Below are 23,434 nucleotides of genomic sequence, written 5' to 3' on the forward strand. Positions count from 1 at the left end.
TCGATCATGCTATCCAGAATCTTCATCCAGCGTCCGCGCCTGGCCATGGTGGTCTCCCTGATCATCACCTTTGCCGGACTGCTGGCCATCTTCAATATCCCGGTGTCCGAATATCCGAACAAAATCGTACCCCCGGAAATATATGTATCCGCCACCTACCCCGGTGCCAATGCCGAAGAGGTGGCCGCGTCGGTGGCATCCCCGTTGGAATCCCGGATCAACGGGGTGGACGACATGCTCTACATGTCCTCCACGGCCACCAACAACGGCAGTTATTCCCTGTCGATCTATTTTGCCGTGGGAACGGACCCGGACATCGCCCAGGTCAACGTGCTCAACCGCGTTCAGGAAGCCCAGTCCAGCCTGCCCAGCGAAGTCACCGAGCAGGGAATTTCCGTGCGCCAGCGCTCGTCGGACATGCTGGGCGTGGTGTTCTTCTACTACAAGGACGCCAGCCGGGATGTCCTTCCGCTGGCCAACTGGGTTTCTATCAACGTCAGCGACACCCTCAAACGAGTGGAGGGCGTCAGCGAGGCCAGCCCCTTCGGGTCCCACGACTACAGCATGCGTATCTGGCTCGACCCCGTCCGGCTCACCGCCCTGGGACTCACCGCCGATGACGTGATCAGCGCCATACAGGAGCAGAACCTTTTGGCCGCCGCCGGCTCCATCGGTACCGCCCCCATGCCCGACGGCCAGCAGGTCCAGTACACCCTCAAGGTCAAGGGGCGGCTTTCCAGTGCCGCGGAATTCGGCGATATCGTGGTGCAGACCAACACCCAGGGAGGCATCGTGCGCCTGGGGGATGTCGCCCGGGTCGAGTTGGGCAGCGAGTCCTATGCCTCCGAAGATACTCTCAACGGCCAGCCGGGTATCCCCCTGGCGGTTTATCAGACGCCGGGCAGCAATGTCCTGCAGACCATGGAAAATGTTCGTGCGGCATTGAAAGACCTGGAATCGCGGCTTCCCGAGGGCGTCCGCTTTGATGTGATCTACGACTCCACGAAGTTCGTCTCGGCCGCCATCGAAGAGATCATCCTCACCCTGCTGATCACCTTCTGCCTGGTGGTGGGGGTGACCTACGTCTTTCTCCAGGATTGGCGGGCCACCCTGATTCCCACCCTGACCATTCCGGTATCGCTTATCGGCACCTTCGCCCTGCTCCTCGCCATGGGCTACTCGGCCAATACCATCACCCTCTTCGCCCTGATCCTGGCCATCGGCCTGGTGGTCGACGACGCCATCGTGGTGGTTGAAAACGTCCAGCGGGTAATGGATGACGAAGGGCTCGACGCCCGGTCGGCGGCTTTCCGTTCAATGGACCAGGTCACCGGCCCGATCATCGCCACCACCCTGGTGCTGCTGGCCGTGTTCGTGCCCGTCGGTTTCCTGCCCGGCATCACCGGACAGATTTATCGCCAGTTTGCCGTTACCATCTGTGTGGCCGTACTCTTGTCGGCGGTCAACGCCCTCAGCCTGAGCCCGGCCCTGTGCAGTCTCCTGCTGGGCAAACCCAAAATGGCCCGCCGTGGTCCCCTGGCTTGGTTCAACCGGACGTTGAACGGCTCCCGCAATCTCTATGTGGCGGTCTCGGGCTGGCTGGTGCGCAAGATCGTGATCGCCATTCTGATTTTGGCAATCATCGGCATCGGCGTATGGCGGCTTTTCGGCATCGTGCCCACAAGCTTTCTGCCTGAGGAAGACAAGGGGTTCATGATCGTTGATGTCCAGCTGCCCGACGGTGCCGCTTTCGCCCGCACCGCCAAACTGGTGGACGACCTTTCCAAACGCATCAAATCCCTCGATGGGGTCGATTTCGTAATCGGCATACGCGGCTACAGCCTGATCAGCGGTGCGGGCGAAAACGCCGGCATCGCCCTAGTGGGCCTCACCCCGTGGGACGAACGCACCACGGCCGACCTGCAAATCAAAAGCGTGCAAAACAAGATCCGCGGCATCGCGGCGACGGTCTCCGGTGCCAACATCAACGTACTCGTTCCCCCGGCCATCCAGGGGCTGGGCATGTCCGGCGGTTTCAACCTCGAACTGCAGGCCCTGGAAGGACAGACGCCCCATGAAATCGACGCGGTGGCCAAGGGCCTGATGGTGGCCCTCAATCAGGATCCGGCCATCGCCTACGCCTTTTCTTCCTATTCGGCCAACGTGCCTCAGCTGGCCGTCAATCTTGACCGCACCAAGGCACGCATGCTCAAGGTTCCGGTCAGCCGGGTCTTCGGGGTCCTCCAGGCCAACCTGGGCTCGCGTTACGTCAACGACATCAACCTGAACGACCGGGTCTTCCAGGTGACCGTACAGGCCGATGCCGGGTTCCGGGACACGGCCGATGACATCAGCCGTTTGTATGTGCGCAGTGACGACAACAACATGGTGCCCCTGTCCAGTCTGATTACGGTCTCGACCGTGCTCGGACCGCAGTCGGTCACCCGCTTCAATCAGTTTTCCTCGGCCAGTTTCATCGGTGCGGCCCTGCCGACGGTCAGTTCGGGACAAGCCCTTTCCACCGTCGAACAGATCGCCGACAGCACCCTGCCCAGAGGCTACGGTTACGACTGGTCAGGCATGAGTTATCAGGAGAAAAAAATCGGCAACGAGTCGACCGTTGTCATGGTTCTGGCGCTGCTATTCGGCTATCTTTTTCTCGTGGCCCAGTATGAGAGCTGGACCCAGCCGCTGCCGGTAATTATCTCCATTGTGGTGGCCGTGCTGGGAGCGTTGGCCGGTCTGCTGGTCAGCGGACTGGCCCTTTCCATCTATGCCCAGGTCGGGCTGGTGCTGCTGGTGGGGCTGGCAGCCAAAAACGCCATTCTCATCGTGGAATTCGCCCGCGAACAGCGCGAGGCCGGCGAGTCGATCTACCAGGCGGCGATTACCGGCGCCCGCATGCGTTACCGCGCCGTGCTGATGACGGCCTTCTCGTTCATCCTGGGTGTTTTCCCCATGATCATCGCCACCGGCGCCGGTGCGGCCAGTCGGCGCGCCATCGGCACCACGGTGTTTTTCGGCATGCTGGCCGCCACGCTGATCGGAATTTTCCTGATCCCCGCGCTCTACGCCGGTTTCCAGACCATGCGCGAGGCCACCACCCGGAAATTCAGAAACCGGCATTCAGCCAATGCCCCCACCAGCGAGGTATCCCATGAGTAATCCACTGAATCTTTCCCCGGCAAAGAGGCCGGCTGCGGCGCTGGCAATCCTGGCGATCCTGCTGCTTGCCGGCTGTGCGGCCGTGGGTCCCGACTACGTGGCACCGGATCCCGGCCTGCCCGACAACTGGCACACCGCCCTTCAGGATGGGTTGAAGGCGCAACCGGCTGACGGCGAAGACCTGGCCAACTGGTGGAAAAACCTGGACGATCCCCTGCTCATCGATCTGATCACCGACGCGCTGGCGGATAACCCGGATATCAAGCAGGCCATTGCCCGGGTACGCCAGTCCCGTGCCAGCCGGGCGATCGCCAACGCGGATCGCTTTCCCACCCTGGACACCAGCGGGTCGGTAACCACCAACCGGATCAGCAAAAGCACCAGTAGTACCTCCTCGGGAATCGAACGGGACTGGTACGAGGCCGGCTTTGATGCCGGCTGGGAAATCGACGTTTTCGGCGGTGTGCGCCGCAGCGTGGAGGTGGCCGAGGCCAATCTTCAGGCAACCCGGGCCGATCTGGAAAACGTGCGGGTCTCCCTGGCCGCCGAAGTGGCCCGCAACTATATCGAGGCACGCACCTTTCAGTACCGCCTGGACGTGGCCATGGCCAATATTAAGGCCCAGGAGGAGACCTGCCGGCTGATCCGGTCCCGCTACCATGCCGGTCTGAGCAGTGACCTGGAAGTCCAGCAGGCGAAATACAACGTGGAAAACACCCGCAGCCAGTTGCCGACCCTGCGCAGCGGCCTGGAGGCAGCCAAGAATCGCCTGGCCGTGCTCAGCGGGAAGCAACCGGGAACTCTGCACGAAGCGCTCAAGGAAGGGCGACCCATCCCGGTGCCACCGATTTCGGTTGCCGTGGGCGTGCCGGCGGAAGCCATGCGCCGGAGGCCGGATATCCGCAGTGCCGAACGTCAATTGGCCGCCCAGAGCGCTCGTATCGGTGTCGCCACGGCAGACCTCTACCCGAAGTTCCAGCTGATCGGCTCCATCGGTCTGGAGGCGATCAATTCGGGAGAATTCTTTGACAAACCTAGCCGGTTCTGGACGCTCGGCCCGTCAGTCTCATGGCGGATTTTCGATGCCGGCGCCATCCGCCGCAACATCGAGGTTCAGGATGCCATTGCCGAGCAGTACCTGGCCGCCTACGAAGGCACCGTGCTGAGCGCCCTGGAAGACGTCGAGAACGCCCTCACAGCCTATGCCGAGGAACAGGTGCGCCGGACACACCTGGAGGAGGCGGTGGATGCGGCCCAGCGGGCGGCCGACCTGGCCCAGGATCGTTATGCCGCCGGGCTGGTGGATTTTACCAGCGTGCTCGATGCCCAGCGCAGCCTGCTCTCCTTTCAGGACGCCCTGGCTCAGAGCGAGGGCACGGTTACGGCCAATCTGATCTCTCTTTACAAAGCCCTCGGGGGAGGATGGGAGCAACCGGATCGTTGAAGAATCGAATTCTCTTTTTAATCGCCCTGCTGGCGGCCTTTCCGCCCCTTTCCACCGACATGTACCTGCCGGCCATCCCCCTGCTGCGCGAGCAGTGGGGGGAGCCATTGATGGTCATCAACCTGACCCTGATCGGCTTTTTCGTCGCTTACTGTCTCTTCCTGCTGGTCTACGGTCCCATCTCCGACCGTTATGGCCGCAGAAGGCCGCTGATGGTCGGCATCGGCATCTATATCATGGCCAGCCTGGCCTGTGCCGTCTCCGGCGGCATCCATATGATGATTGCCGCCCGGGTATTCCAGGCGGCCGGAGCCGCATCGGCATCGGCCCTGAGCCTGGCCATCTGCAAGGATCTTTTCGACGCCGAATCGAGGGAACGCATCATGGCGCACATTGCCGTGATCATGGCCCTGGCGCCCATGCTGGCTCCGATCATCGGCAGTTGGGTAATCTACTGGACCAGCTGGCAGTGGGTCTTCGTGGCCCAGGCCGTGATGGGCGCGATTGCCTTTCTGGGCGTCTATCGAATGGCCGAACCGCTGAAGACTTTCACCACCGTCAGCCCCAAAAAGGTGATCGGCGTCTACTTCCGGCTGCTCGCGAACGGCCGCTACACGAGCCTCGTCTTCTCCATGTCGCTGCTGGTCTTTCCCATGTTCGCCTTCATTGCCGCATCGTCGGAAATCTACATCTCCCATTTCGGGCTCAGCGAACGTGAGTTCGGCATCGTCTTCGGCGCCAACGCCATGGCAAGCATGTTCGGCTCCCTGGTTTTCGGCCGTTTGTCGCTCTATGTGCGCATGGAAAAACTGATCACGCTCTCCTTTGCCGGCATCCTGCTGGCCGGCGTCTGGATGCTGCTGGGGCCGCACGTGTCCCCCTGGAGCCTGGCCCTGCCAATGGCAACGATGACCTTCTTTTTCGGATTGAACCGTCCGCCAACGAACAATCTGATTCTCGAACAGGTCCATCAGGACGTGGGTGCGGCATCCTCCCTGCTGGTTTTCACCTTCATGATTCTGGGGGCCTCTTCCATGGGGATCGTCTCCCTGCAGTGGACCGACAAAATCACCGTTCTGGGAAGCATGGCAGCCCTCAGCGGTGGGCTGGTCCTGCTCTTCTGGCTCCGCTACAAGGATGTCTTCCTGGCCGCCCTGCCCCGGCGCCGGCCTGGTTGATCAGGGGCAGCCCACGGGTTTCTCAGGATCTCCCACCCAGGCCCGACCCAACCCGGTTTTGTTTTGTTTTCAAGCCCACAAGCCATTTTTTAATTAAATTGACCTGCTTTTGAGAATATGCTAATTTTTTCTTCATTTCGAAACATTTTTCCTACGGCCGTCCATGAAGCTACTCCTGGTTCCCGGTAGCAATTCTCTTTCCCATGTCGCGAAATGCGCCGCTCTGGAAAAAATCCTTACCAGTGCCGGGCATTCGGTCCTTATCGCGGTCGCCCGTGAGCATGCGGGTTTCCTTCGCCGCCTGGCCCTGCCGCACTCGATCCTGCCCGACATCCAGGAGGCGGACGGTGCCGCCTTGCCTTCGCTGAACTGGTTTCGTTCACCCGACCTCCTGCAACACTGCATCAAAACGGAAATCGACCTGTTGAAAAGTTATCGTCCGGACCGTGTGATCGGTGTCTTTCGTTTCACCACCAAAGTCTCAACCGCCGTGCTCCGCACCGCCTATGACACACTGGCCTGCGGGTGCATGATGCCGGAAATGACCGAAGTCCTCGGTTTCGGATCGGGTGGTGAAAAATCAGCGGAGCAGTCCCTCTATCTGGACAATTTCTTCAGGTTCGCGGCCAGAAAAATCAGCATGGTAATGGCGAGTTTCGGTCTTGAAGCGGTAAACGATCTTCGTGAACTGCTGGTCGGAGACCGGACGCTTTTATGGGACTTTCCCGAATTCATGCCCCTTCCGAAGCGATTGAACCGATTCTATATCGGCCCACTGAGCTGGCATCAATGGTCCGACGGGGCGCCCGTGTCGGTGCCACCGGCAAGCGACGGTCATCCTCGGGCCCTGATTTGCCTGGGCACACGACGGCCCGACCAGGCAGTTGTCGAAAAAGCGACCCGCTGTCTTCTGGCATGCGGTTTCGATGTTACCATCGCCTGCGGCGGACACCGGCAGTTAATGGACCGACTCTCTCCAACGCACCGTGTGCAGACCTGTTTGTTCGCCCCCCTCGACCAATTGCTGCCCGATGCGAGTTTGATAGTTTGCCATGGCGGCCAGATGACCGTTTTCGAAGCCCTCAAGCACCGGGTGCCGGTGCTGGTGATTCCCTCACAACCGGAACAGGCCCACAACGGCTTCTGTGTGGAACGAATCGGCTGTGGACGCCGGCTGTCCGATCCGGTCGCCTTTAAGGGAGATCCCCGTGCATTTGTCCAGGCGTTTAACCGTCAATCCGACATCGAGGTCATGGAGAAAATCGTCCACCCCGCATTAAATGGCGACCTGACAATCGGATTGGCGAAAGCCCAGCACTGTCTCCAGCACTATGACGCCACCCGAATCATCGCTGACCTGATGGAGAATGGCTGAGTTGAAATCCCCTGGCATCATCCTGGTTCACGGCTACAGCGGTCACGCCTCGGATCTGGGACCGGTTCACCGCATGCTGAAAAACACATTGGCTGAAGGGGCCATTTGCCGCCTGCGCCTTCCCGGGCACGAGAACCACGCCGTACCACCGTTTGACCCCCAGCGGTTCGGCCGTTGCATTGATGATGGGGTGCGGACCTTAACCAAAGAGAATCGAAATATTATCCTGATGGGGCATTCCACGGGGGGGAACCTTATCATGGATCATCTCATTCGCAGGCAAACCGCTCCGTTTCTGCTGATCCTCGCCGGCACCCCAACCCGCATCCGTGGAGAGGATCTGAACCGCTGGGAAGCGCATGGCCGAAGCGACGTCGACATTCCGCTGACGCATATGGCGCGCCTGGTCTCGTTTATCAACCGTTTGGCGAAAGCGACCATCCCGGTCAATTTCCCGGTACTGGTCCTGCAGGGCGAAGCCGATCTCCTGGTCCCCCCGATCCATGCCAAATCATGGAAAGACGGGCGGTTTGCCGGACCGGTGAGAAGCCTTGTCATCCCCCATGGCGGACACCATCTGTTCCACGGGCCGGGCAGCGAAGTGGCACTCGACTGTATCCGTCGGGCCGTGTCCGATGCCAAGGCCAATATAAGTGCGGGACGGCCCGAATGGTCGAATGCCAGCTCTCTGGCAGCCATGGATAGGGAGGTCGCCGGATTCATCGGTGCCCGTCCGCAAAGCGTTCATCACCTCCTGCGATCACCGGGGGCCCGCCGTGCGCTGGACCAACCGCTGCACCTTCATCCCGTCGCCCATATCGATCCGATCCAACTCAACATCGAAATCACCTCGCGCTGCAACCTGTCTTGCGGGCATTGCGCCCGTTCCGTCGTCAAACGGCCACCCAAGGATATGGCGGCGGAAGCCTTCGAATTCATCCTCGATCTGATGCCCAACACGTTTAAAGTCATCCTGGTCGGGCTTGGAGAACCCACCCTCCATCCCGCGCTTCCCGAACTGGTGAGAATCGCAACCGGTCGGGGGCACCGGGTCGGGCTGGTGACCAACGCCATGGCCCTGGATAAAAAGTTGTCCCGGCGCCTGATGGCAGCAGGGCTTGGCAGCCTGACGGCCAGTCTCGACAGCGCTGATCCGGATATTACCACCCGGGTTCGGCCGGGATCGGATGTGCCACGCATCATCGCCAATCTCAGCGATTTCCTTTCGCTTTCCGGAGGCACGATCCCGACAGCCGTTTTTTCGGCCGTATCCTCAAGGACCGTTCGCTCACTGCCGGACCTGGCGCAAGTCATCGCCGCCATGGGGGTCAACGCGTGGATGCTTTCGGATTTGAATTTCCAGTGGAATCGTTCGAAAACCATATGGCATCGCTGGAACGGGGAATGCCGGGAATTCATCGGCCGGGCCATCCGGCTGGCATTTTCCAACGGCCTGCCGGTCCTCTCGGTTCGGGCGATAGAGTCTCTGGGGTTGGCCCACCGATACGCCGATTTTCTCATGCGGACGCCCGCCGGTCTGGCGGAGCGGTCTGAAGTCCATCGCTGGTGTCTGTCACCGTGGCAAACCCTGCCGGTGGATGTGGATGGGGGGGTAACGGTTTGCGACTGTCAACCGGAAGCAAAAACCGGCAATCTTTTCAACCGGTCATTGGCGGCAATCTGGAATGGCCCGGTCATGCAAGCCCACCGCCGCCGGATGCATGCAGATGCCCCTCCCGCAGCCTGCCGATGCTGTCCCCGGTTCTAAAGCAGCCATACGGGTCCTAAATTGAAGAGTGCCATGATGAAGTCAGCGTGACGGATACCGTCATACGCCCTGCAACCCGTCAGGGCGTCGAAGAGAGCCATGCCAATGCATCCAGATCGATTGTATCGATACGGTATCCTTCCGAAAAGAGTCGCCGGCAGGTGTCCACGACACGCGGGTCATACCATCTCCCGGCATGCTGGGTAATCAACCGCAGCGCTTCTTCAATCGTACGGGCGGGACGATAGGGACGATGGGCGGTCAATGACTCGACAACGTCGGCAACGCAGACGATACGCGCCTCAAATAAAATTTTCCCGCTCTGCAACCCCTGCGGGTACCCGGATCCGTCCAAGTGCTCGTGATGTTGAAACGCAATGTCGGCCAGCGGCCAGGGAAAATCGACGGGTTTCAATATCTCGTAACCCTTGCGACAATGGATTTTGAGGTACCGGACATCCTCATCGAGCAGTTTTCCGGGACGCGACAGAATCTCCGACGGCACGGCGATTTTTCCGATATCGTGGATCAACGCGCCGAGAAAGATGCCTTCGATACGCGCCTGGGGCAGGGCCAACGCCTGCGCCATGGTCGCGGCCAGATGGGCTACCCGGCGCTGGTGGCCGGCAGTATACGGATCTCGTATTTCCACGGTTCGGGATATGGCCAGAATGGTCTGGAGCAGTGTTTTTTTAACATCTCGCGCATGTTGCCGAAGCTCCGCTTCAAGCTGTTCACGCTTGGAAATGTCCCGGATATAGGCAATGAACACCGGGGCGGCTTCCGGGTTGATGGAGATCACTTCCATCTCCGCGGGGAAAACAGATTGGTCGGCCCGCCGGGCCGTTATCTTCATCCGGCGACCGATGATTTTCTTCTCCCCGGTGGCAAGAAAATCGGCAAGCCCCTTCTCATGGCTGCTGCGCAGGTTCTGGGGGATCAGCTTTTCAGAAACCAGGTGACCGACGACCTGTTCGCTGTGATAGCCGAAGATCGTTTCCGCGGCAGGATTAAAGGCGATGATCCGTCCTTTGTCGTCCATGGTGACCACGCCGTCGAGCGCGGATTCCACAAGGGCGCTGAACCACTCTGATGAGATATCCCTTTTTCGGGTGAGGGGGACAGGCGGCTCCATCCGTTTGATCGTTTTCTCCTTCAAATGGATATTGAACGCATAAAAAACAGCTTATGCGGATTTCAGCGGTTCGGCCGCAGCGGCGGTGCCGGTCCGGCCGAAGGCCCGCCCGCGCATCTCCCGGCGTCGGGGGCGGTAAGTGTTGTCGGCCATCTCCTTGCGCACGACCTTCTGGAAAAGCTTGGACATCTTGATCTCCTGGGACTCGTCCTGATAGAAGGTGTCCCAGGCCCAGTGTAGCAGTTCCTGAAGTCTTTCCGGTGCCATGTGGCGCGGCTGATAGACCACCTGATCGGCCGAATAGGTGTCCCAGTCATAGGAGAAGATGCGGCCCTGGCGCTTGAGGTCGTCATAGGCCTTGGTGTGGGGAAACGGCGTCAGCACGGTGAATTCGGCCAGGTCCAGATCGATCTCCAGCAAAAATTCCACCAACCGTTTGATCTCGTCTTCGGTATGGCGGTCCAGCCCCAAAAGGATGGTCCCCTCCACGCCGATGCCGTGGTCGTGATAGCGCCGGATGCGCTCCTTGATGTAGTCCGAAGTATCGAAGACCGCCTGGTAGACGTACCAGGCACCGGCCTGGGCCGCCAGGTCCAGCACCTTGGGATCGTCCTCGATGGGGTGACAGCACCACTTTTTCTTCAACGGGATCATCTCGCGGAACAGTTCCATCTCCCAGCGGGTATCCTGGGCCAGGGAGTTGTCCACGATAAACAGCCGGTTGTTGTCGATGGCAGCCATCTCTTCCACCGACCTGGCCACGGGCCGCGGCCGGAATTTGCGGCCGCCCAGATAGGCCACGGCGCACGGGTAGCAATGGTAGCGACAGCCCCGCGAGGCGTGCACCAGATCCACCATCTGCACGCCCTTGTAATTGTAGAGATCACGCTTGAGGATATCGCGCCGGGCCGGCCCCACATGTTCGAGGGAGGGTTGTTCGCCCAGATAATCGTAGACTTTTTTCAGCCGGCCGCCTGCCAGATCGCCGAACACCGTTTCCATGCGGCCTTCGGCCTCGCCGAGAAAGACCGCGTCGGCATGCATCTGGGTCTCCTCGGCGTGCAGCATGGTCGCGATGCCGCCGAAAATCACCGGAACGCCTTTGGCGCGGTACCAGTCCGCAATCTGCCAGCCCCGCTTGACCTGCACGGTCAGCATCATGGAGATGCACACCGCATCCACCGGATCGTCAAAATCGATGGCATCCAGGTTTTCGTCCACGAAATCGACGGACACATAATCGGGCAGGGCCGCGGCAAACACCACGGGGCCGTGGGGGGGCAGATGGAACTCGGTTTGGCGGGCCAGTTTGGGCCAGCGCGGATAGATCAGTTTTATCTTCATGGTCGTGCCTCATGGGAAGCGGTCGGTACGGTCAGGGGCCGGGCCTCTACCAGGGTCAGGGTCAGGGTGTAGCCGAGCATGCCGTGGGTGGTCAAAGTCAGGTGTGCCGGGATCGGGGCTGGGCCGTCCGCGGCCGGATTTTCCTGGGCGATCAGCGTCTTTTCCGGCCTGGCAGCGCTGCGGTAACAGCGCAGTGACCATCCGCCATCCGATGTGGCGGACAGATCGCGGGTCTCGCCACCGCCCAGTCGATAACGGCAGACAACGGTGCCGTCATCGAGAGCGCCGGCGATCGGCGAAATATTTTCCGGCGCCAGAAAAATCAGCCGGATATCGTCGATCAGCCCCTGGGCAAAACCCTTGTTGTCAAAGGGCGGCAAGGCTCGCAGGACAGTGACCGACGGTCCGCACTCGGCTTCGAAAAGGACCAGCCCTTCCAGGGTCAACAGCACGCAGTGCAGGTGCCGGGTTGCGGACGAGACCTGCACGACCCCCATCATGGTGGTGACCGAACGGCCGGGCGGTGTGGCCTCGATGATATGCACGAACTGCCACTTTCCCCGGGCCCAGATGCCGGGACAATCCGCCGGCACCCCGTCCAGGGATGAAAGTCGCGGCAACCGGGCGCATCCCGCGATCAGGCAAAGGCCCAGCAGCAGAAGGGAAATGGCGGATTTCATGGAACCTTCTGAAACATATCCGCATCGATGGTCTGATTGAGCACCGTCTGCGAGAAGGTCAGCTCCGTGTAGGCATCCTCACCCTCAACGATCACCACCTGCCGGATCACCCCCGGCCGGTCGTCCAGAACCAGCTCAATGCGTTGCAAAACCTCGGCAAAGGCTTTCTGCTTGGGGGTCAGCACGATTCTGTGGGGCGGTTCCAGCCGGGCGTCGAACATGGGATTGTCTTCGAACCGGCCGGCCAGCCACTGGGAAATCTCTTCGAAAACGACCTGCATGGCGTCCAGACCGGCCCCCGATTCCTCGCGGAACGCATGGGTCCGGGTGTCCTGGGTGAAGCGGCGTACCCGGCCGTCGTGCATGAACAGGATGCTGCGGATGGGTGACAGATATTCCCAACGCAGGGATCCGGGGGTCTGGTAGACCAACTTTCCCCGGGAAACCAGCGGGCGGGCCAGGATGGGCAGATGTTTGGTCTGAGTGAATTCGGTCTGCAGCGAGGCCACACTGCCGGCAGCCGCACGGATGCCGTCCCAGTTGTCTGCCCAGCCCAGGCAGAGGGCGATGCAGGCCAGAAGACCCAGGCGCATCAGCACGTTTCGGCATCGGCGGCAAGGCAATTAGAACATCCCTCCGTTGACGCTGATCACCTGTCCGGTAATGTAGGAGGCGTCGCCCGAGCAGAGAAAGCGCACCACCCGGCCCACCTCCTCGGGTTCGCCAAGGCGGGCCATGGGAATGATCGATTTGATTTTCTGGATCGGCGCGTCCTTGATCATGCCGGTGCGGATCAGGCCCGGGGCGACCACGTTGACGCGAATGCCCAGGCGGGCCACTTCGGCGGCCACCGAGCGGCTGGCACCGATCAGGCCGGCCTTGGCGGCCGCATAGTTGGCTTGGCCGCGGTTGCCCATGATGCCGGCAACCGAGGCGATGGAGACGATGGACCCGCTTTTGCGGACGATCATCTTTTCCAGCACCGGCCGGGTCACGTTGTAGAACCCCTGCAGGGTGATATCGATCACCGAGCGCCATTTATCCGGCGTCATCATGACGAACAGTTCATCGGCCACGCGGCCGGCGTTGTTGATCAGGGCGTCCACACGCTGGTGGGTGGAGAGGATCTTTTCCACAGCCGCCTGGGTCTCGGTTTCATCGGCCACATTGAACCCCATGCAGGCGCCGTCCCCACCCTGCGCCCGCACCGCGGCAAGGGTCGTCTCGGCCCCCTCCCGGTCCGACAGGTAGTTGACGATCACATGGTAGCCGCTGCGGGCCATCTCGATGCAGATGGCCTGGCCGATCCCTTTGCTGGCACCGGTAACCAGTGCCACCGGGGTGTCTGTCGGGTTGCTGGTTGTTTTTTCTGACATGCGCTGTTTTCGCTTTTATTCCCTGTCAGGCAGCCGTCAGGCCGCCTCGGCCTGCATCAGTTGCAGGGTTATCTCCGCCGCCGGCACGCCATCGACCGTGGCCACCGCATGGACCTCGCAAAAGCCTTCGAATTCGAACCGGTTTTCCGATGTGATGATAATTTCGGCTCCGATCGGCAACCGATCAACGGAAAACCGGGCGGCTTTGACACCGACCATCCAGCCCCCCTGATTGGCATCCGGCCCGTTGTTCAGGTGGTTCTGCCAGCCGTTGTTGATCCCCGCCGTCTGGGCGGCCAGCTCCACCAGGATCAGTGGCCGGCTGCCGTCGGCATCGGTCATGGGCCAGCGGGACGAGACAATGGAGCGGGTCGCGGTTTTCTCCGTGCTGATCCCGACCACCTCGTCAACCAGCAGCATGCCGTCCCGATGGGGCAGAAAATCTTCGATTGTCAGGCCTTCCGGCAGCATGTCCATCCGTGCGGGTCACCGTACCAGGGGTTCATAAAGTCGTTGAAAAGGCCACCGAAAGCAGGTAGACAATGGGCGCCTTGACGAGTGCCGGTGTACTATACTTTTTTAACCCTGTAAATAATGATACGGGAAACAGACTGCGGAAAACATATGGAAAAACTGTTGGCTGAATTGAAAGAAAAAATCGTTGAAATCCTGAACCTGCCGGATGTCGCCCCCACGGATATCCGCGAGAATGAACCGCTGGTGGGCGGGCCGCTGGGGATCGATTCCATTGATGTGCTCGAGATGGTGATCATGATTGAAAAGGATTACGGCGTCGTGATCAACAACCGCGAGCTGGGGGCCAAGGTGTTTGCCACCCTGCGGTCGCTTGCCGACTATGTCCAGACCCACGCCGCGGAGCCGGCCAGTTGACGGATTCCCCGGTTTTCATCGTTTCCATGGGCATGATCAGCAAACTGGGATCGGACAGCGCTGAAAGTGCGCTGGCCCTGCGGCACAACCATGGACGATTCACCCCGTTAACCCTGTTCGACGCCGGCCCTGACGGCCCCCTGCCCGTTGCCGAATTGACCGACCTGCCGGTCGTTTCCGACCCTCCGCGCACCCACCAGTTGGCCCGGCTGGCCGCTGACCAAGCCATGGCCGCATGCATTAAGCCGCCCGAGGCAATCATTCTGGGCACCACCACCGGCGGCATGCCGGCAACGGAGATTGCCCTGGAAAAAGGGATTGACGATCCAGGGGCCTTTCGGCACCACGGGGTAGGCACCGTGGCCGAGGACTTGGCCCGCCGCTACGGATGCAGCGGACCGCTGATCACCCTTTCCACGGCCTGTGCATCGGGTGCCACGGCCATCGCCGTTGCCGCCGCAATGATTCGCCACAAAATGGTGCGACGCGTGCTTGCCGGCGGCGCCGACGCCCTGTGCCGGCTCACCTACTTCGGTTTCAAGTCCCTGCAGGTCATCGATCCGGCCGGCGCCCGCCCGCTGGACCGGGATCGCCGTGGCATGTCCCTGGGCGAAGGGGCGGCCATGCTGCTGCTCAGTGACCGGCCGCGCTCGAAAGATGATCTGCAGCTGCTCGGCGCCGGCCTCTCCTGCGATGCCCACCACCCCAGCACGCCCCATCCCGAGGGCGCCGGTGCACTGGCCGCCATGCAGGCCGCCCTGGCCGATGCCGGTCTGCGCCCCGAACAGATCGATGCCATCAACCTGCACGGCACCGGCACACCGGACAACGACCGCGCCGAGGCCCTGGCCGTCAACGCGCTGTTCGATGGCTCACCGCCGCCGCTATCTTCCACCAAGGGATTCACCGGCCACACCCTGGGCGCCGCCGGCGCCCTGGAAGCGGGCATCGCCTGCCTGAGCATCCAAAACGGGGTGGTGCCGGCCAACGCGGGCACCCGAACCGTGGATCCGGCCCTTAGCCTCGCCCCTGTCGCCTCGGCCACGTCCCTTTCCGTAGGCACGGTACTCTCCAACTCCTTCGGGTTCGGCGGCAACAACGCCGCCCTGGTTGTCGGAAAACCCAGGGTGGATCGGTCCGGACCCGGCGGCTCACCGGCAAGGCCCTTGATCGTCACCGGTTACGCCTGCCTGAGCGGCAGTGGCCGCACCGCCGAAACCCTGGCCGCGCTGAGCGCCCGGGACACCTGCCGGGGCTGTCTGAGCGAACCGGTGATTTGCCGGGATCTCAACCCGCGCAGCGTGCGCCGCCTCAAGCGTCTGTCCAAAATCGCCCTGGCCCTGGCCGAGGAACTGCGCCAGGATGTCGCCGAATCGGACCGGCCGCAGGTCATCAGCATGGGCACCGGCTGGGGCGCACTGTCCGAAACCAGTGATTTCATCAGCCGGCTGCAGGCAAGTGGGTACCAGTTTCCCTCGCCCATGGATTTCATCGGTTCCGTGCACAACGCGCCGGCCGGCCAGATAGCCATGCTGATGGCGGCCAAAGGGGCCAATCTGACGACCAGCGGCGGAGATTATTCCTTCGAACAGGCACTTATGTCTGCCGATCTGGTCACCCGGGGATCCATCGCCCCGGCGCTGGTGATGGGGGCTGACGAGGCCCACGCGACCCTGTCGCCGCTTTTCGATCCGTCGGCGGCCGGCCAGACAAGCCTGTCCGACGGTGGCGGCGCCATCCTGCTGCGGCGCGGCGATACCACCGATGGCGTTCGCATCGCCCTGGCCGGCTACCGCTCCCACCGTCAGCCGGACGCCATTGAGGCAACCATTGCCGGCCTGGGCGGCGCCAACGCGCTGAATGATCGTTTCGGGGCCATCCTGGCCGGCATGCCGGTCGCCCACCGTGCCCTGGCCATGGAACAACTGGACCGCTTTGTGATGCAAAGCGGCTTTTCCGGTCCGATCATCGACTTCCGACCGCTGACCGGCGAATTCGCCACGGCCACCGCCATCGCCGCGGTGGCCGGTATCCACTGGGTCAACACCGGCACCTGCGCCGCCGGGGAGACCGGCGGGCACCCGATGAATCTGGACGGCAAAGGCGTGCTGCTGCTCGGCCTGGGCCGCTTCATTACCGCAACCTTGATCTGTGCGCCATGAACGTACTGCTGATTTCCGCCAACCAGCTGAACGAGCCCTATCCGGTGTACCCGCTGGGACTGGATTACGTGGCCGGCGCCCTTGCCGACCGGCACCGGGTGGGCATCCTCGACCTGAACCAAACGGCCTCCATGACCGACCTGGAAACCGCCATCCGTGACAGTGTGCCGGACGTCGTCGGCATCTCCCTGCGCAACGCCGACAACACGGATGTCTCCCAGCCCGTGGGCTTCATGGCCGGGTATTCCGAGCTCGTTCAGACCATTCGGCGCGCTACCGCAGCGCCCATCGTCCTGGGAGGCAGCGGCTTCACGATTTTCCCCACCGAAACCATGGAGGCCCTTCAGGCCGACTACGGTATCATGGGCGAGGGCGAACGCCTGCCGCTGCTGCTGGATGCCCTGTCCCGCGACGACGACCCGGCCGCCGTCGAGGGGGTCGTGGTCCGCGGCCGGCCGGCGAAGACGCCATCGCCTTGGCCGTCTGCGACCCTGCGCCGCTTCGATCCCCATGGGGATCATCTCGATTACTATCTGAAAACAGGCGGCATCCTGAACCTGCAGACCAAGCGCGGCTGCCCGTTTCGCTGTGTCTACTGCACCTACCCGCACATCGAAGGCCACCGCATGCGCCTTCTCGATCCGCCATCGATTGCCCGCACCGCAGTAAAGCTCCAGGATGCCGGTGCCCGCTACCTGTTTGTCACCGATTCGGCCTTCAACGCCGATCCGGCACACAGCATCGAGGTTGCCCGGGCCTTGCGCAAGGCCGGCCTGGCAATTCCCTGGGGAGCGTTCTTCGCGCCCACGGCACCGACACCGGACTATTTCCGGATCATGGCCGATTGCGGGCTCAGCCATGTGGAATTCGGCACCGAATCCCTCAGCAACCCGGTGCTGGCGGCTTACGGCAAACCGTTCAACCGGCAGGCCGTGCTCGACGCCCACCGCATGGCCCGGGAGGCCGGTCTGCACACGGCCCACTATCTTCTGTTCGGTGGGCCAGGAGAAACCGGCCGGACCCTAACGGAGACCCTGGATCACGTCGAAAGGCTGGAGCGTTGCGTGGTGTTCATGTTCTGCGGCATGCGCATCTACCCGCACACCCGCCTGTACGACCTGGCCGTGGCCCAGGGCCAGATCCGGGCCGGCCAGAATCTGGTATCGCCGGTATTTTACCGGTCGCCCGACATCGACGCCACCAGAATCATGGAAACGATCCATGCCCGCAGCCGGGGACGGATCAACTGGGTGGTCGGCGCCGGCAGCCCGGAAACGACCACGATCACGGCCCGAATGTACCGCAAGGGGTACAGCGGCCCCTTGTGGGAATATCTGTGTCGCTGAAGGCGGCCACGGAAACAGCAGGGAAACCGCAATCGGGACCCAATTATGAGAAAGTATGGTCGCAGGCATGGCCAGCTCTTACGGGAAACCGTTCTTTCCTTGAATAAAGCCTTGCAATGATTTACAAAGATAAATTTTATGTGGTACGAGATGAAAATTCGCACTATGCCTGACTCCACCGACCGGGTCGCCGAGGCGACCATCGCCCCGGACTCGCCCTGGTTCGACGGGCATTTCCCCAACCAGCCGGTGCTGCCGGGCATTGCCCAGCTGGAGATGGTCTTCGACCTGATCCGGCGGTACGCGTCCCGGCCCCTTCGGATTGCCGAAGTGAGCCGCGTGCGCTTCAAACGGATGATTGTCCCGGAAGACCGGGTGACGATTGTGGCCACGCCCCGGCCGGCCAACGCCAACGTATACACCTTTCGCCTGGAAAAGGCGGACGGTCTGGTCACCACGGGAACCATGACAGTGGAAACAACCACTGAAGAAACGGATAATTGAGGAGATCGGAAGACATGCAAGCTGGCAGCAACACGGATAACATTACCCTTCGGATTGCCGAAATCATGATTGATGAGCTCAAGCTGGAGGACGTCACCCCCGAAACCTTCGACCCGGACATGGATCTGGTGGACGAGGTGGGCATCGACAGCATGGATCTGGCCACGGTGGCGCTGGTTCTGCGCGACGAATACGCCGTTCGCATCGATGAAGACGACTACCCCAAATTGACCACCATTCGCCTGATCGCGACGTACATCCAGGACAAACTCGATTCCGCTGCCGCCTGACCGGCATCGGATGGAGATGGGTATGGCGGCCTGCCACGGGGCAACGCCGCCGGAAACAACCGCCGTTCCGCCGTCCAGACACATCCCGGGAGCACGACCGTGAGTCATCAGCGTGTAGAACAACCGGCCTCCGGTTCCGCATCGGAGCCCCTTCAATACAAATTTGCCGACCTGATCGCCGATCCGGTGGTCCGCGACCGCTGGGAACAGGTGCGGCGCTACTTCTTTCTGCGCGAATCCACCTACGACATGACCCGGCGGTGCAATATCCGCTGCAATGGCTGCTACTACTATGAAGGCGAAAAGCAGCATGCCGTTGAAAATTCGGATCTGGAGCAGTGGCGCAGGCTCATGCAGGCGGAAAAGGCGCGCGGCATCACCTTTGTGGTACTGGCCGGCGCCGAGCCGTCCCTGGTTCCCGAGCGATGCCAGGTCTGCTTTGACGAGATTCCCCTGGGCGCCATTGCCACCAACGGGTTGAAACGGATTCCCGGAGAGATCGGCTACCGGCTTCACATCTCCGTGTGGGGTGACGACGAAACCAGTTACCGGACCCGCGGCGCAAAAGAGATGCTGGTCCGGCAGACCGACAACTACCGCAGTGATCCCCGGGCCATCTTCGTTTACACCTTTACGCCGGACAACATCGACCAGGCGGAAACGGTGACCCGGCTGCTGGCCCGGGAGGGATGCCAGGTGACCTTCAACATGTTCTCGGCCCCGGTGGGCTATACCGGCGACCTGCGGCACACACCCAATTCGCTTTCCCGGACCCGCCAGGCCATGCTGGACCTGATGGTGCGTTATCCGCAAACCGTGGTTTACTCCCGTTATAATGCCGTGGCCCACACCCACCGCCTGGGGCTGCACGATCTTTACGGCTGCTCCTATCCGCGCCGCAATCCGTCCACCGATGTGGGCCTGGGCCGCTCCTTCCGCCAGTACCGCACGGATCTGGGCTGGGACCGCGAGGCGGCCTGCTGCGTGCCCGATACGGACTGCAGCGATTGCCGCCACTACGCCGCCGGCAGCGCCGTGGTGACCGCGCGCCTTTTTCGCCATGCCACGGATCCGGACACCTTCCGTTCCTGGCTGGACTATGTCGACACCTACCTTGCCGTATGGGTACGCGACTATCCCCGGGGGGCCAATCTAAGCCAGAACCTGGTGTCGCCGCCCGGGTTTGATCTGATCTGATTTTTTTGAGGAGCCGTTGCATGAAAACCGTCAGCTCGCTGCTGGATGACCACTGGTATGAACGTTACCGCAGAATCTCCAAGCTCAACATCCGCAGTTCCATCTACGATGTGACCAACCGCTGCAACCTGCGCTGCAAAGGCTGCTTTTTCTTTTCATCGGGCGAGCACAAGGCCGCCGATGAGGAGATGGACCTGGGCCGTTGGGAAACCTTCATCGACAGCGAAATGCAGCGCGGCGTCAATCTGGCCATTCTGATCGGCGGCGAGCCGACCCTGTGTCTCGACCGCGTGGAGGCCTTTTACCAGCGCCTGCCCACCTTCTGCGCCACCAACGGACTGATCAGGGTGCCCCGGGACCGCTTTCCGGACATGATGATCGGTATCTCCCTGTGGGGCAGCGAGACCGACGAAACCGTGCTGCGCGGTAAGGACACCTTCTCCATCTCCAGCAAACACTACGCCGGCGACCCCTACACCTATTACCTGTACACCATCACCCCCAAGCAAATCGGCAAGACCGAACGGATTATCCGCAAGATTCGCGACGTGGGGTTGAAGGTGCACATGCAGCTGCTCTCCAACGACGAGGGGGTGGACGGATTTTCCTGGTCGCCCGAAGAGCTGGACGCCATCCGGGCCGAGATGGACGCCATGCTGGATGCCTATCCGGAGACGGTGATCTCCTCGAAGTACTATCACGAAATCATCACCACCGGCAAAATGCTGGGGCGGCCTTTCGGCTGGATGGAATGCCCGTCGGTGACCATTACCATGGACAACCGTGACCCGCGGCCCCGGCGGCTGACCAATTTCATCCGCTGGGCGTCCGATCTGAAAACGATGCACCGCTGCTGCACCTCAGAGACACGCGACTGCAGTACCTGCAAGGACGGCGCCGCCCACATGAGCTGGGTGATGGTCAACAAACGTGCCCATATGCGATCCACCAAGGACCTTCAGAACTGGATCGAAATTTACGAGATGTTCGCCAAGCTCTATCAGTTTATCCCCTGGTGATGCGTCGAACTATGTCTCGCACTCCTGCCGTCATCATCGGCTATGACGCCGTTTCGCCCCTGGGCATCGACCTGGAGGCGCAGTGGCGCCGGGCCCTGGCCGGTCAAAGCGGCATCGACGCCCTGACCCGTATCCGGCCGGGTCCCGATTTTCCGGTACAGGTGGCCGGCCAGGTGGCGTCCATCGACCACCTGGATTATCCGTTTCTAAAACCCCGCGAACAGGCGCGCTGGATCTCGCCCCTCTTCAAATACGCCCTGCTGACCGTGCAGCGCGCCCTGGAGCGGGCGGGACTGGCCATCGATGCCGATCTGGCCCCGCGCACGGCCGTTACCTACAGCTCGGCCATCGGTGGCCTGGACGCGGTGCTGGGGGCGGATCGCAGGTGGATCGCCTCGCGCAGCCTGCCCCTGCCCTGCGTCAATCCCAACGCCTGCATCAACATGGTGGCCGGCAAGGTCTCCATGCTCACCGGCGCCACCGGTCCGATCACCACCACCATCACCGCCTGCGCCACCGGTCTGACCTCCATGATTACCGGCGCCATGCTCATCGCACAGGATCGCGCCGACATCGTGATCTGCGGGGCCGTGGACTTTGCCCTGGTGGAGCCGATCCTGGCCGGATTCGCCACCATGAACGGCGCCTACGTGCCCAAGGAAAACGCACCGCCAGAGGCGCCGCAGACGGTCAGCCGCCCCTTTTCCGTGAACCGGCGCGGGTTCGTGGTTTCCGAGGGGGCCGGCTGCATCGTTCTGGCCGGCAAGCGGTTTGCCCGCGAGCGGAGGTTAAACGCCGACGTCGAGATCGCCGGCTGGAGCATGACCTCGGATGCGCACCATTTCGTGGCCCCCCATTATCCCACGGTGCGCCGCTGCATTACCGAGAGCATCAAGGATGCCGGCATCGCGGCGGACCGGATTCAGGCGGTCAACGCCCATGCCGCCTCCACCCGGGTCGGCGATCAGGTGGAGTTTGACGCCCTGCGCGACATCTTCGGGACGCATATGCCGCCGGTCACGGCCAACAAATCCCTGATCGGCCATGCCATGGGCGCCTCCAGCGCCATCGAGTCGATCTTTACCTTCCTGGGCATGCAGGGCGGCGTGCTGCCGCCCACGATCAACCACCAGCCCGATCCGCAGATCCCCATCGACTGCGTGACCGAGGGCAGCCGGCCGGTGGCCCAGGAACACGTGCTGAAAAACGCCTTCGGCTTCGGCGGCTGCAACGCTTGCATTGTCTTTCGCCGGATTTGAGAAGAATGTTACGGTCATTCGATTGTGAGCTGATATGAGAGCGCCTCTTAACCGCAGAGTCTACATTGTCGGCTACGACATCGCCACCGCCCTGGGCAGCAGCCTGGATGCCACCTGGCAGCGTGCCGTGCGCGGCGAGGCCGGGTTCCGCCGGGTAAGCCGCTGCGACACATCGTCGCGCAGCAACGTGGTCGGCGAACTGCCCGACTGGGATCCGGCCGCCCTGGGCTATTTCGACCGCAAGGACCTATACAACTGGAATGCCGACTACGTTTTCCTGACCATGGCCCTGTGCATCCGAGCCCTGGCCCACGCCGGGCTCGAAATCAACGCCGAAACCGGTCCGCGCACCGCCTGCCTGGTGGGCTCGGCCCTGAACGGCAGCGACGCCCTGCGCATCGCCTTCGAGAATTACACCAGCAAGGGGCCACTGAAAGTCAGCCCCTACCTGCTGCCCAACCTGTGCGCCAACCTGCCAGCGGGCAAGGCCGGCATGCAACTGGGGTTCACCGGACCGATCTTCTCCCCCCAGGGGGCCTGCGCCTCGGGCAACTATGCCATTGCCCTGGGCGCCCGCATGATCCGTGACGGGGACTGTGACTTCGTGCTTGCCGGCGGTGTGGAGACCTGCCTGATCCCCGAAATCATCCAGGGGTTTGCCAACATGTGGGCCACCATCAAAGTCGATCCCAATGATCGCGCCTTCAACGATCCCACCCAGGCGTCGCGGCCCTTCAGCATCGACCGCCGCGGCATCGTACTTGCCGAAGGCGGCGGGATCCTGGTCATGGCCGCCGAGGAGCGCATGGCCGACCTGGGCCTGACCCCCAGGGCCGAGGTACTGGGGGTGGGCTGGACCTCCGACGCCCACCATTTCACCCTTCCCAACCGCGCCACCATTGTGCGGGCCATCGCCCAGGCCATCGACGATGCCGAGCTGACACCCGGCGATATCGAATATGTCAACGCCCACGGGACCTCCACCGCCAAGGGCGACAAGGTCGAGATCGAGTCCCTGCGCGACGTGTTCGGTTCACACCTGGTACGCATCCCCGTATCGTCCAACAAATCCCAGATCGGCCACACTTTGGGCGCGGCCGGAGCCATTGAGGCGGCCCTGGGAATCGAGGCCATGCGCCGGGAACTGGTCCTGCCCACGGTGAATCACATCCCGGACCCCGAATTCGCCGACATGGATCTGGTTCCCAACCAGGCCCGCCGCCATCCCCACACGGTGTTTCTCTCCAACGCCTTTGGTTTTGGCGGCACCAACTGCTGTATCGTTTTCAAGGGGGTGTGAC

Annotated in this window: 20 protein-coding genes; 14 read left to right on the forward strand and 6 right to left on the reverse strand. The window is 62.0% G+C overall.

The features are described 5' to 3' along the window. The first annotated feature begins 6 nt into the window (after nucleotides 1-6). The 5 genes from GN112_RS10090 (at nucleotide 7) to GN112_RS10110 (ending at nucleotide 8,930) form a co-directional block, all read left to right on the forward strand. The gene (locus GN112_RS10090) at nucleotides 7-3,165 is read left to right on the forward strand and encodes an efflux RND transporter permease subunit (protein ID WP_155310103.1); all 3,159 of its coding nucleotides are present in this window, start codon (nucleotides 7-9) and stop codon (nucleotides 3,163-3,165) included. After that, on the forward strand, nucleotides 3,158-4,609 hold the full coding sequence (locus tag GN112_RS10095; RefSeq protein ID WP_155310104.1) for an efflux transporter outer membrane subunit: 1,452 nt from the start codon (nucleotides 3,158-3,160) through the stop codon (nucleotides 4,607-4,609). The genes GN112_RS10090 and GN112_RS10095 overlap by 8 nt, the downstream gene beginning before the upstream one ends. Further along, complete coding sequence (locus GN112_RS10100) at nucleotides 4,606-5,787, forward strand: multidrug effflux MFS transporter (RefSeq protein WP_231716981.1); 1,182 nt, start codon at nucleotides 4,606-4,608, stop codon at nucleotides 5,785-5,787. The genes GN112_RS10095 and GN112_RS10100 overlap by 4 nt, the downstream gene beginning before the upstream one ends. 163 nt (nucleotides 5,788-5,950) lie before the next feature. Continuing rightward, entirely contained in the window at nucleotides 5,951-7,162 is a 1,212-nt protein-coding gene (locus tag GN112_RS10105; protein ID WP_155310106.1) for a glycosyltransferase, read from the forward strand. 1 nt (nucleotide 7,163) lies between these two features. Next, nucleotides 7,164-8,930 (forward strand): alpha/beta fold hydrolase, encoded by a 1,767-nt coding sequence (locus GN112_RS10110; protein WP_162458867.1) that lies wholly within the window; start codon nucleotides 7,164-7,166, stop codon nucleotides 8,928-8,930. A gap of 79 nt (nucleotides 8,931-9,009) precedes the next feature. Here GN112_RS10110 and GN112_RS10115 read toward each other — a convergent pair whose 3' ends face one another. The 6 genes from GN112_RS10115 to GN112_RS10140 are packed head-to-tail and all read right to left on the reverse strand — an operon-like array spanning nucleotide 9,010 to nucleotide 13,942. Further along, the gene (locus GN112_RS10115; protein WP_155310108.1) at nucleotides 9,010-10,065 is read right to left on the reverse strand and encodes an HD-GYP domain-containing protein; all 1,056 of its coding nucleotides are present in this window, start codon (nucleotides 10,063-10,065) and stop codon (nucleotides 9,010-9,012) included. A gap of 51 nt (nucleotides 10,066-10,116) precedes the next feature. Next, nucleotides 10,117-11,409, reverse strand: coding sequence for a B12-binding domain-containing radical SAM protein (locus GN112_RS10120; RefSeq protein ID WP_155310109.1), 1,293 nt, complete (start codon nucleotides 11,407-11,409; stop codon nucleotides 10,117-10,119). After that, entirely contained in the window at nucleotides 11,406-12,089 is a 684-nt protein-coding gene (locus tag GN112_RS10125; RefSeq protein ID WP_155310110.1) for a hypothetical protein, read from the reverse strand. Before GN112_RS10125 ends, GN112_RS10120 begins: the two co-directional genes overlap by 4 nt. After that, nucleotides 12,086-12,682, reverse strand: a complete 597-nt coding sequence (locus GN112_RS10130; RefSeq protein ID WP_155310111.1) for an outer membrane lipoprotein carrier protein LolA — start codon at nucleotides 12,680-12,682, stop codon at nucleotides 12,086-12,088. The genes GN112_RS10125 and GN112_RS10130 overlap by 4 nt, the downstream gene beginning before the upstream one ends. Before the next feature lie 30 nt (nucleotides 12,683-12,712). Then, on the reverse strand, nucleotides 12,713-13,465 hold the full coding sequence (gene fabG, locus GN112_RS10135; protein ID WP_155310112.1) for a 3-oxoacyl-ACP reductase FabG: 753 nt from the start codon (nucleotides 13,463-13,465) through the stop codon (nucleotides 12,713-12,715). Nucleotides 13,466-13,501: 36 nt separating this feature from the next. Continuing rightward, nucleotides 13,502-13,942 (reverse strand): hotdog family protein, encoded by a 441-nt coding sequence (locus GN112_RS10140; RefSeq protein WP_155310113.1) that lies wholly within the window; start codon nucleotides 13,940-13,942, stop codon nucleotides 13,502-13,504. A gap of 147 nt (nucleotides 13,943-14,089) precedes the next feature. On the opposite strand from GN112_RS10140, the gene GN112_RS10145 reads away from it, so the two are divergent. From GN112_RS10145 to GN112_RS10185, 9 genes are all read left to right on the forward strand, one after another. Further along, nucleotides 14,090-14,356 carry a phosphopantetheine-binding protein gene (locus tag GN112_RS10145; protein ID WP_155310114.1) on the forward strand — a complete coding sequence of 89 codons (267 nt, stop codon included), beginning with the start codon at nucleotides 14,090-14,092 and terminating at the stop codon, nucleotides 14,354-14,356. Continuing rightward, nucleotides 14,353-16,518, forward strand: a complete 2,166-nt coding sequence (locus GN112_RS10150; protein WP_155310115.1) for a beta-ketoacyl synthase N-terminal-like domain-containing protein — start codon at nucleotides 14,353-14,355, stop codon at nucleotides 16,516-16,518. The genes GN112_RS10145 and GN112_RS10150 overlap by 4 nt, the downstream gene beginning before the upstream one ends. After that, a complete protein-coding gene (locus tag GN112_RS10155) occupies nucleotides 16,515-17,864 on the forward strand; it encodes a lipid biosynthesis B12-binding/radical SAM protein (protein ID WP_155310116.1) in 1,350 nt (449 codons plus the stop codon). The genes GN112_RS10150 and GN112_RS10155 overlap by 4 nt, the downstream gene beginning before the upstream one ends. 150 nt (nucleotides 17,865-18,014) lie before the next feature. Then, complete coding sequence (locus GN112_RS10160; protein WP_162458868.1) at nucleotides 18,015-18,368, forward strand: 3-hydroxyacyl-ACP dehydratase FabZ family protein; 354 nt, start codon at nucleotides 18,015-18,017, stop codon at nucleotides 18,366-18,368. A gap of 14 nt (nucleotides 18,369-18,382) precedes the next feature. Continuing rightward, entirely contained in the window at nucleotides 18,383-18,658 is a 276-nt protein-coding gene (locus tag GN112_RS10165; RefSeq protein ID WP_155310118.1) for an acyl carrier protein, read from the forward strand. 99 nt (nucleotides 18,659-18,757) lie between these two features. Further along, complete coding sequence (locus GN112_RS10170) at nucleotides 18,758-19,855, forward strand: radical SAM protein (protein ID WP_231716982.1); 1,098 nt, start codon at nucleotides 18,758-18,760, stop codon at nucleotides 19,853-19,855. Nucleotides 19,856-19,875: 20 nt separating this feature from the next. Next, nucleotides 19,876-20,874: a radical SAM protein gene (locus GN112_RS10175; protein WP_155310119.1), complete on the forward strand. Its 999-nt coding sequence runs from the start codon at nucleotides 19,876-19,878 to the stop codon at nucleotides 20,872-20,874. 11 nt (nucleotides 20,875-20,885) lie between these two features. Further along, complete coding sequence (locus tag GN112_RS10180) at nucleotides 20,886-22,133, forward strand: beta-ketoacyl-[acyl-carrier-protein] synthase family protein (protein WP_155310120.1); 1,248 nt, start codon at nucleotides 20,886-20,888, stop codon at nucleotides 22,131-22,133. 34 nt (nucleotides 22,134-22,167) lie between these two features. Then, a complete protein-coding gene (locus GN112_RS10185; RefSeq protein ID WP_155310121.1) occupies nucleotides 22,168-23,433 on the forward strand; it encodes a beta-ketoacyl-[acyl-carrier-protein] synthase family protein in 1,266 nt (421 codons plus the stop codon). The last annotated feature ends 1 nt before the right edge of the window (nucleotide 23,434 follow it).

Origin of the sequence: Desulfosarcina ovata subsp. ovata, assembly GCF_009689005.1 — a bacterium.
In the GTDB taxonomy this organism is placed as follows: Bacteria; Desulfobacterota; Desulfobacteria; order Desulfobacterales; family Desulfosarcinaceae; genus Desulfosarcina; species Desulfosarcina ovata.

Coding starts and splice junctions, on each gene's coding strand:
- GN112_RS10090 (WP_155310103.1), top strand. CDS start 7: ATGCTATCCAGAATCTTCATCCAGCGTCCGCGCCTGGCCATGGTGGTC.
- GN112_RS10095 (WP_155310104.1), top strand. CDS start 3,158: ATGAGTAATCCACTGAATCTTTCCCCGGCAAAGAGGCCGGCTGCGGCG.
- GN112_RS10105 (WP_155310106.1), top strand. CDS start 5,951: ATGAAGCTACTCCTGGTTCCCGGTAGCAATTCTCTTTCCCATGTCGCG.
- GN112_RS10115 (WP_155310108.1), bottom strand. CDS start 10,065: ATGGAGCCGCCTGTCCCCCTCACCCGAAAAAGGGATATCTCATCAGAG.
- GN112_RS10120 (WP_155310109.1), bottom strand. CDS start 11,409: ATGAAGATAAAACTGATCTATCCGCGCTGGCCCAAACTGGCCCGCCAA.
- GN112_RS10125 (WP_155310110.1), bottom strand. CDS start 12,089: ATGAAATCCGCCATTTCCCTTCTGCTGCTGGGCCTTTGCCTGATCGCG.
- GN112_RS10130 (WP_155310111.1), bottom strand. CDS start 12,682: ATGCGCCTGGGTCTTCTGGCCTGCATCGCCCTCTGCCTGGGCTGGGCA.
- fabG (WP_155310112.1), bottom strand. CDS start 13,465: ATGTCAGAAAAAACAACCAGCAACCCGACAGACACCCCGGTGGCACTG.
- GN112_RS10140 (WP_155310113.1), bottom strand. CDS start 13,942: ATGGACATGCTGCCGGAAGGCCTGACAATCGAAGATTTTCTGCCCCAT.
- GN112_RS10145 (WP_155310114.1), top strand. CDS start 14,090: ATGGAAAAACTGTTGGCTGAATTGAAAGAAAAAATCGTTGAAATCCTG.
- GN112_RS10155 (WP_155310116.1), top strand. CDS start 16,515: ATGAACGTACTGCTGATTTCCGCCAACCAGCTGAACGAGCCCTATCCG.
- GN112_RS10160 (WP_162458868.1), top strand. CDS start 18,015: ATGAAAATTCGCACTATGCCTGACTCCACCGACCGGGTCGCCGAGGCG.
- GN112_RS10165 (WP_155310118.1), top strand. CDS start 18,383: ATGCAAGCTGGCAGCAACACGGATAACATTACCCTTCGGATTGCCGAA.
- GN112_RS10175 (WP_155310119.1), top strand. CDS start 19,876: ATGAAAACCGTCAGCTCGCTGCTGGATGACCACTGGTATGAACGTTAC.
- GN112_RS10180 (WP_155310120.1), top strand. CDS start 20,886: ATGTCTCGCACTCCTGCCGTCATCATCGGCTATGACGCCGTTTCGCCC.
- GN112_RS10185 (WP_155310121.1), top strand. CDS start 22,168: ATGAGAGCGCCTCTTAACCGCAGAGTCTACATTGTCGGCTACGACATC.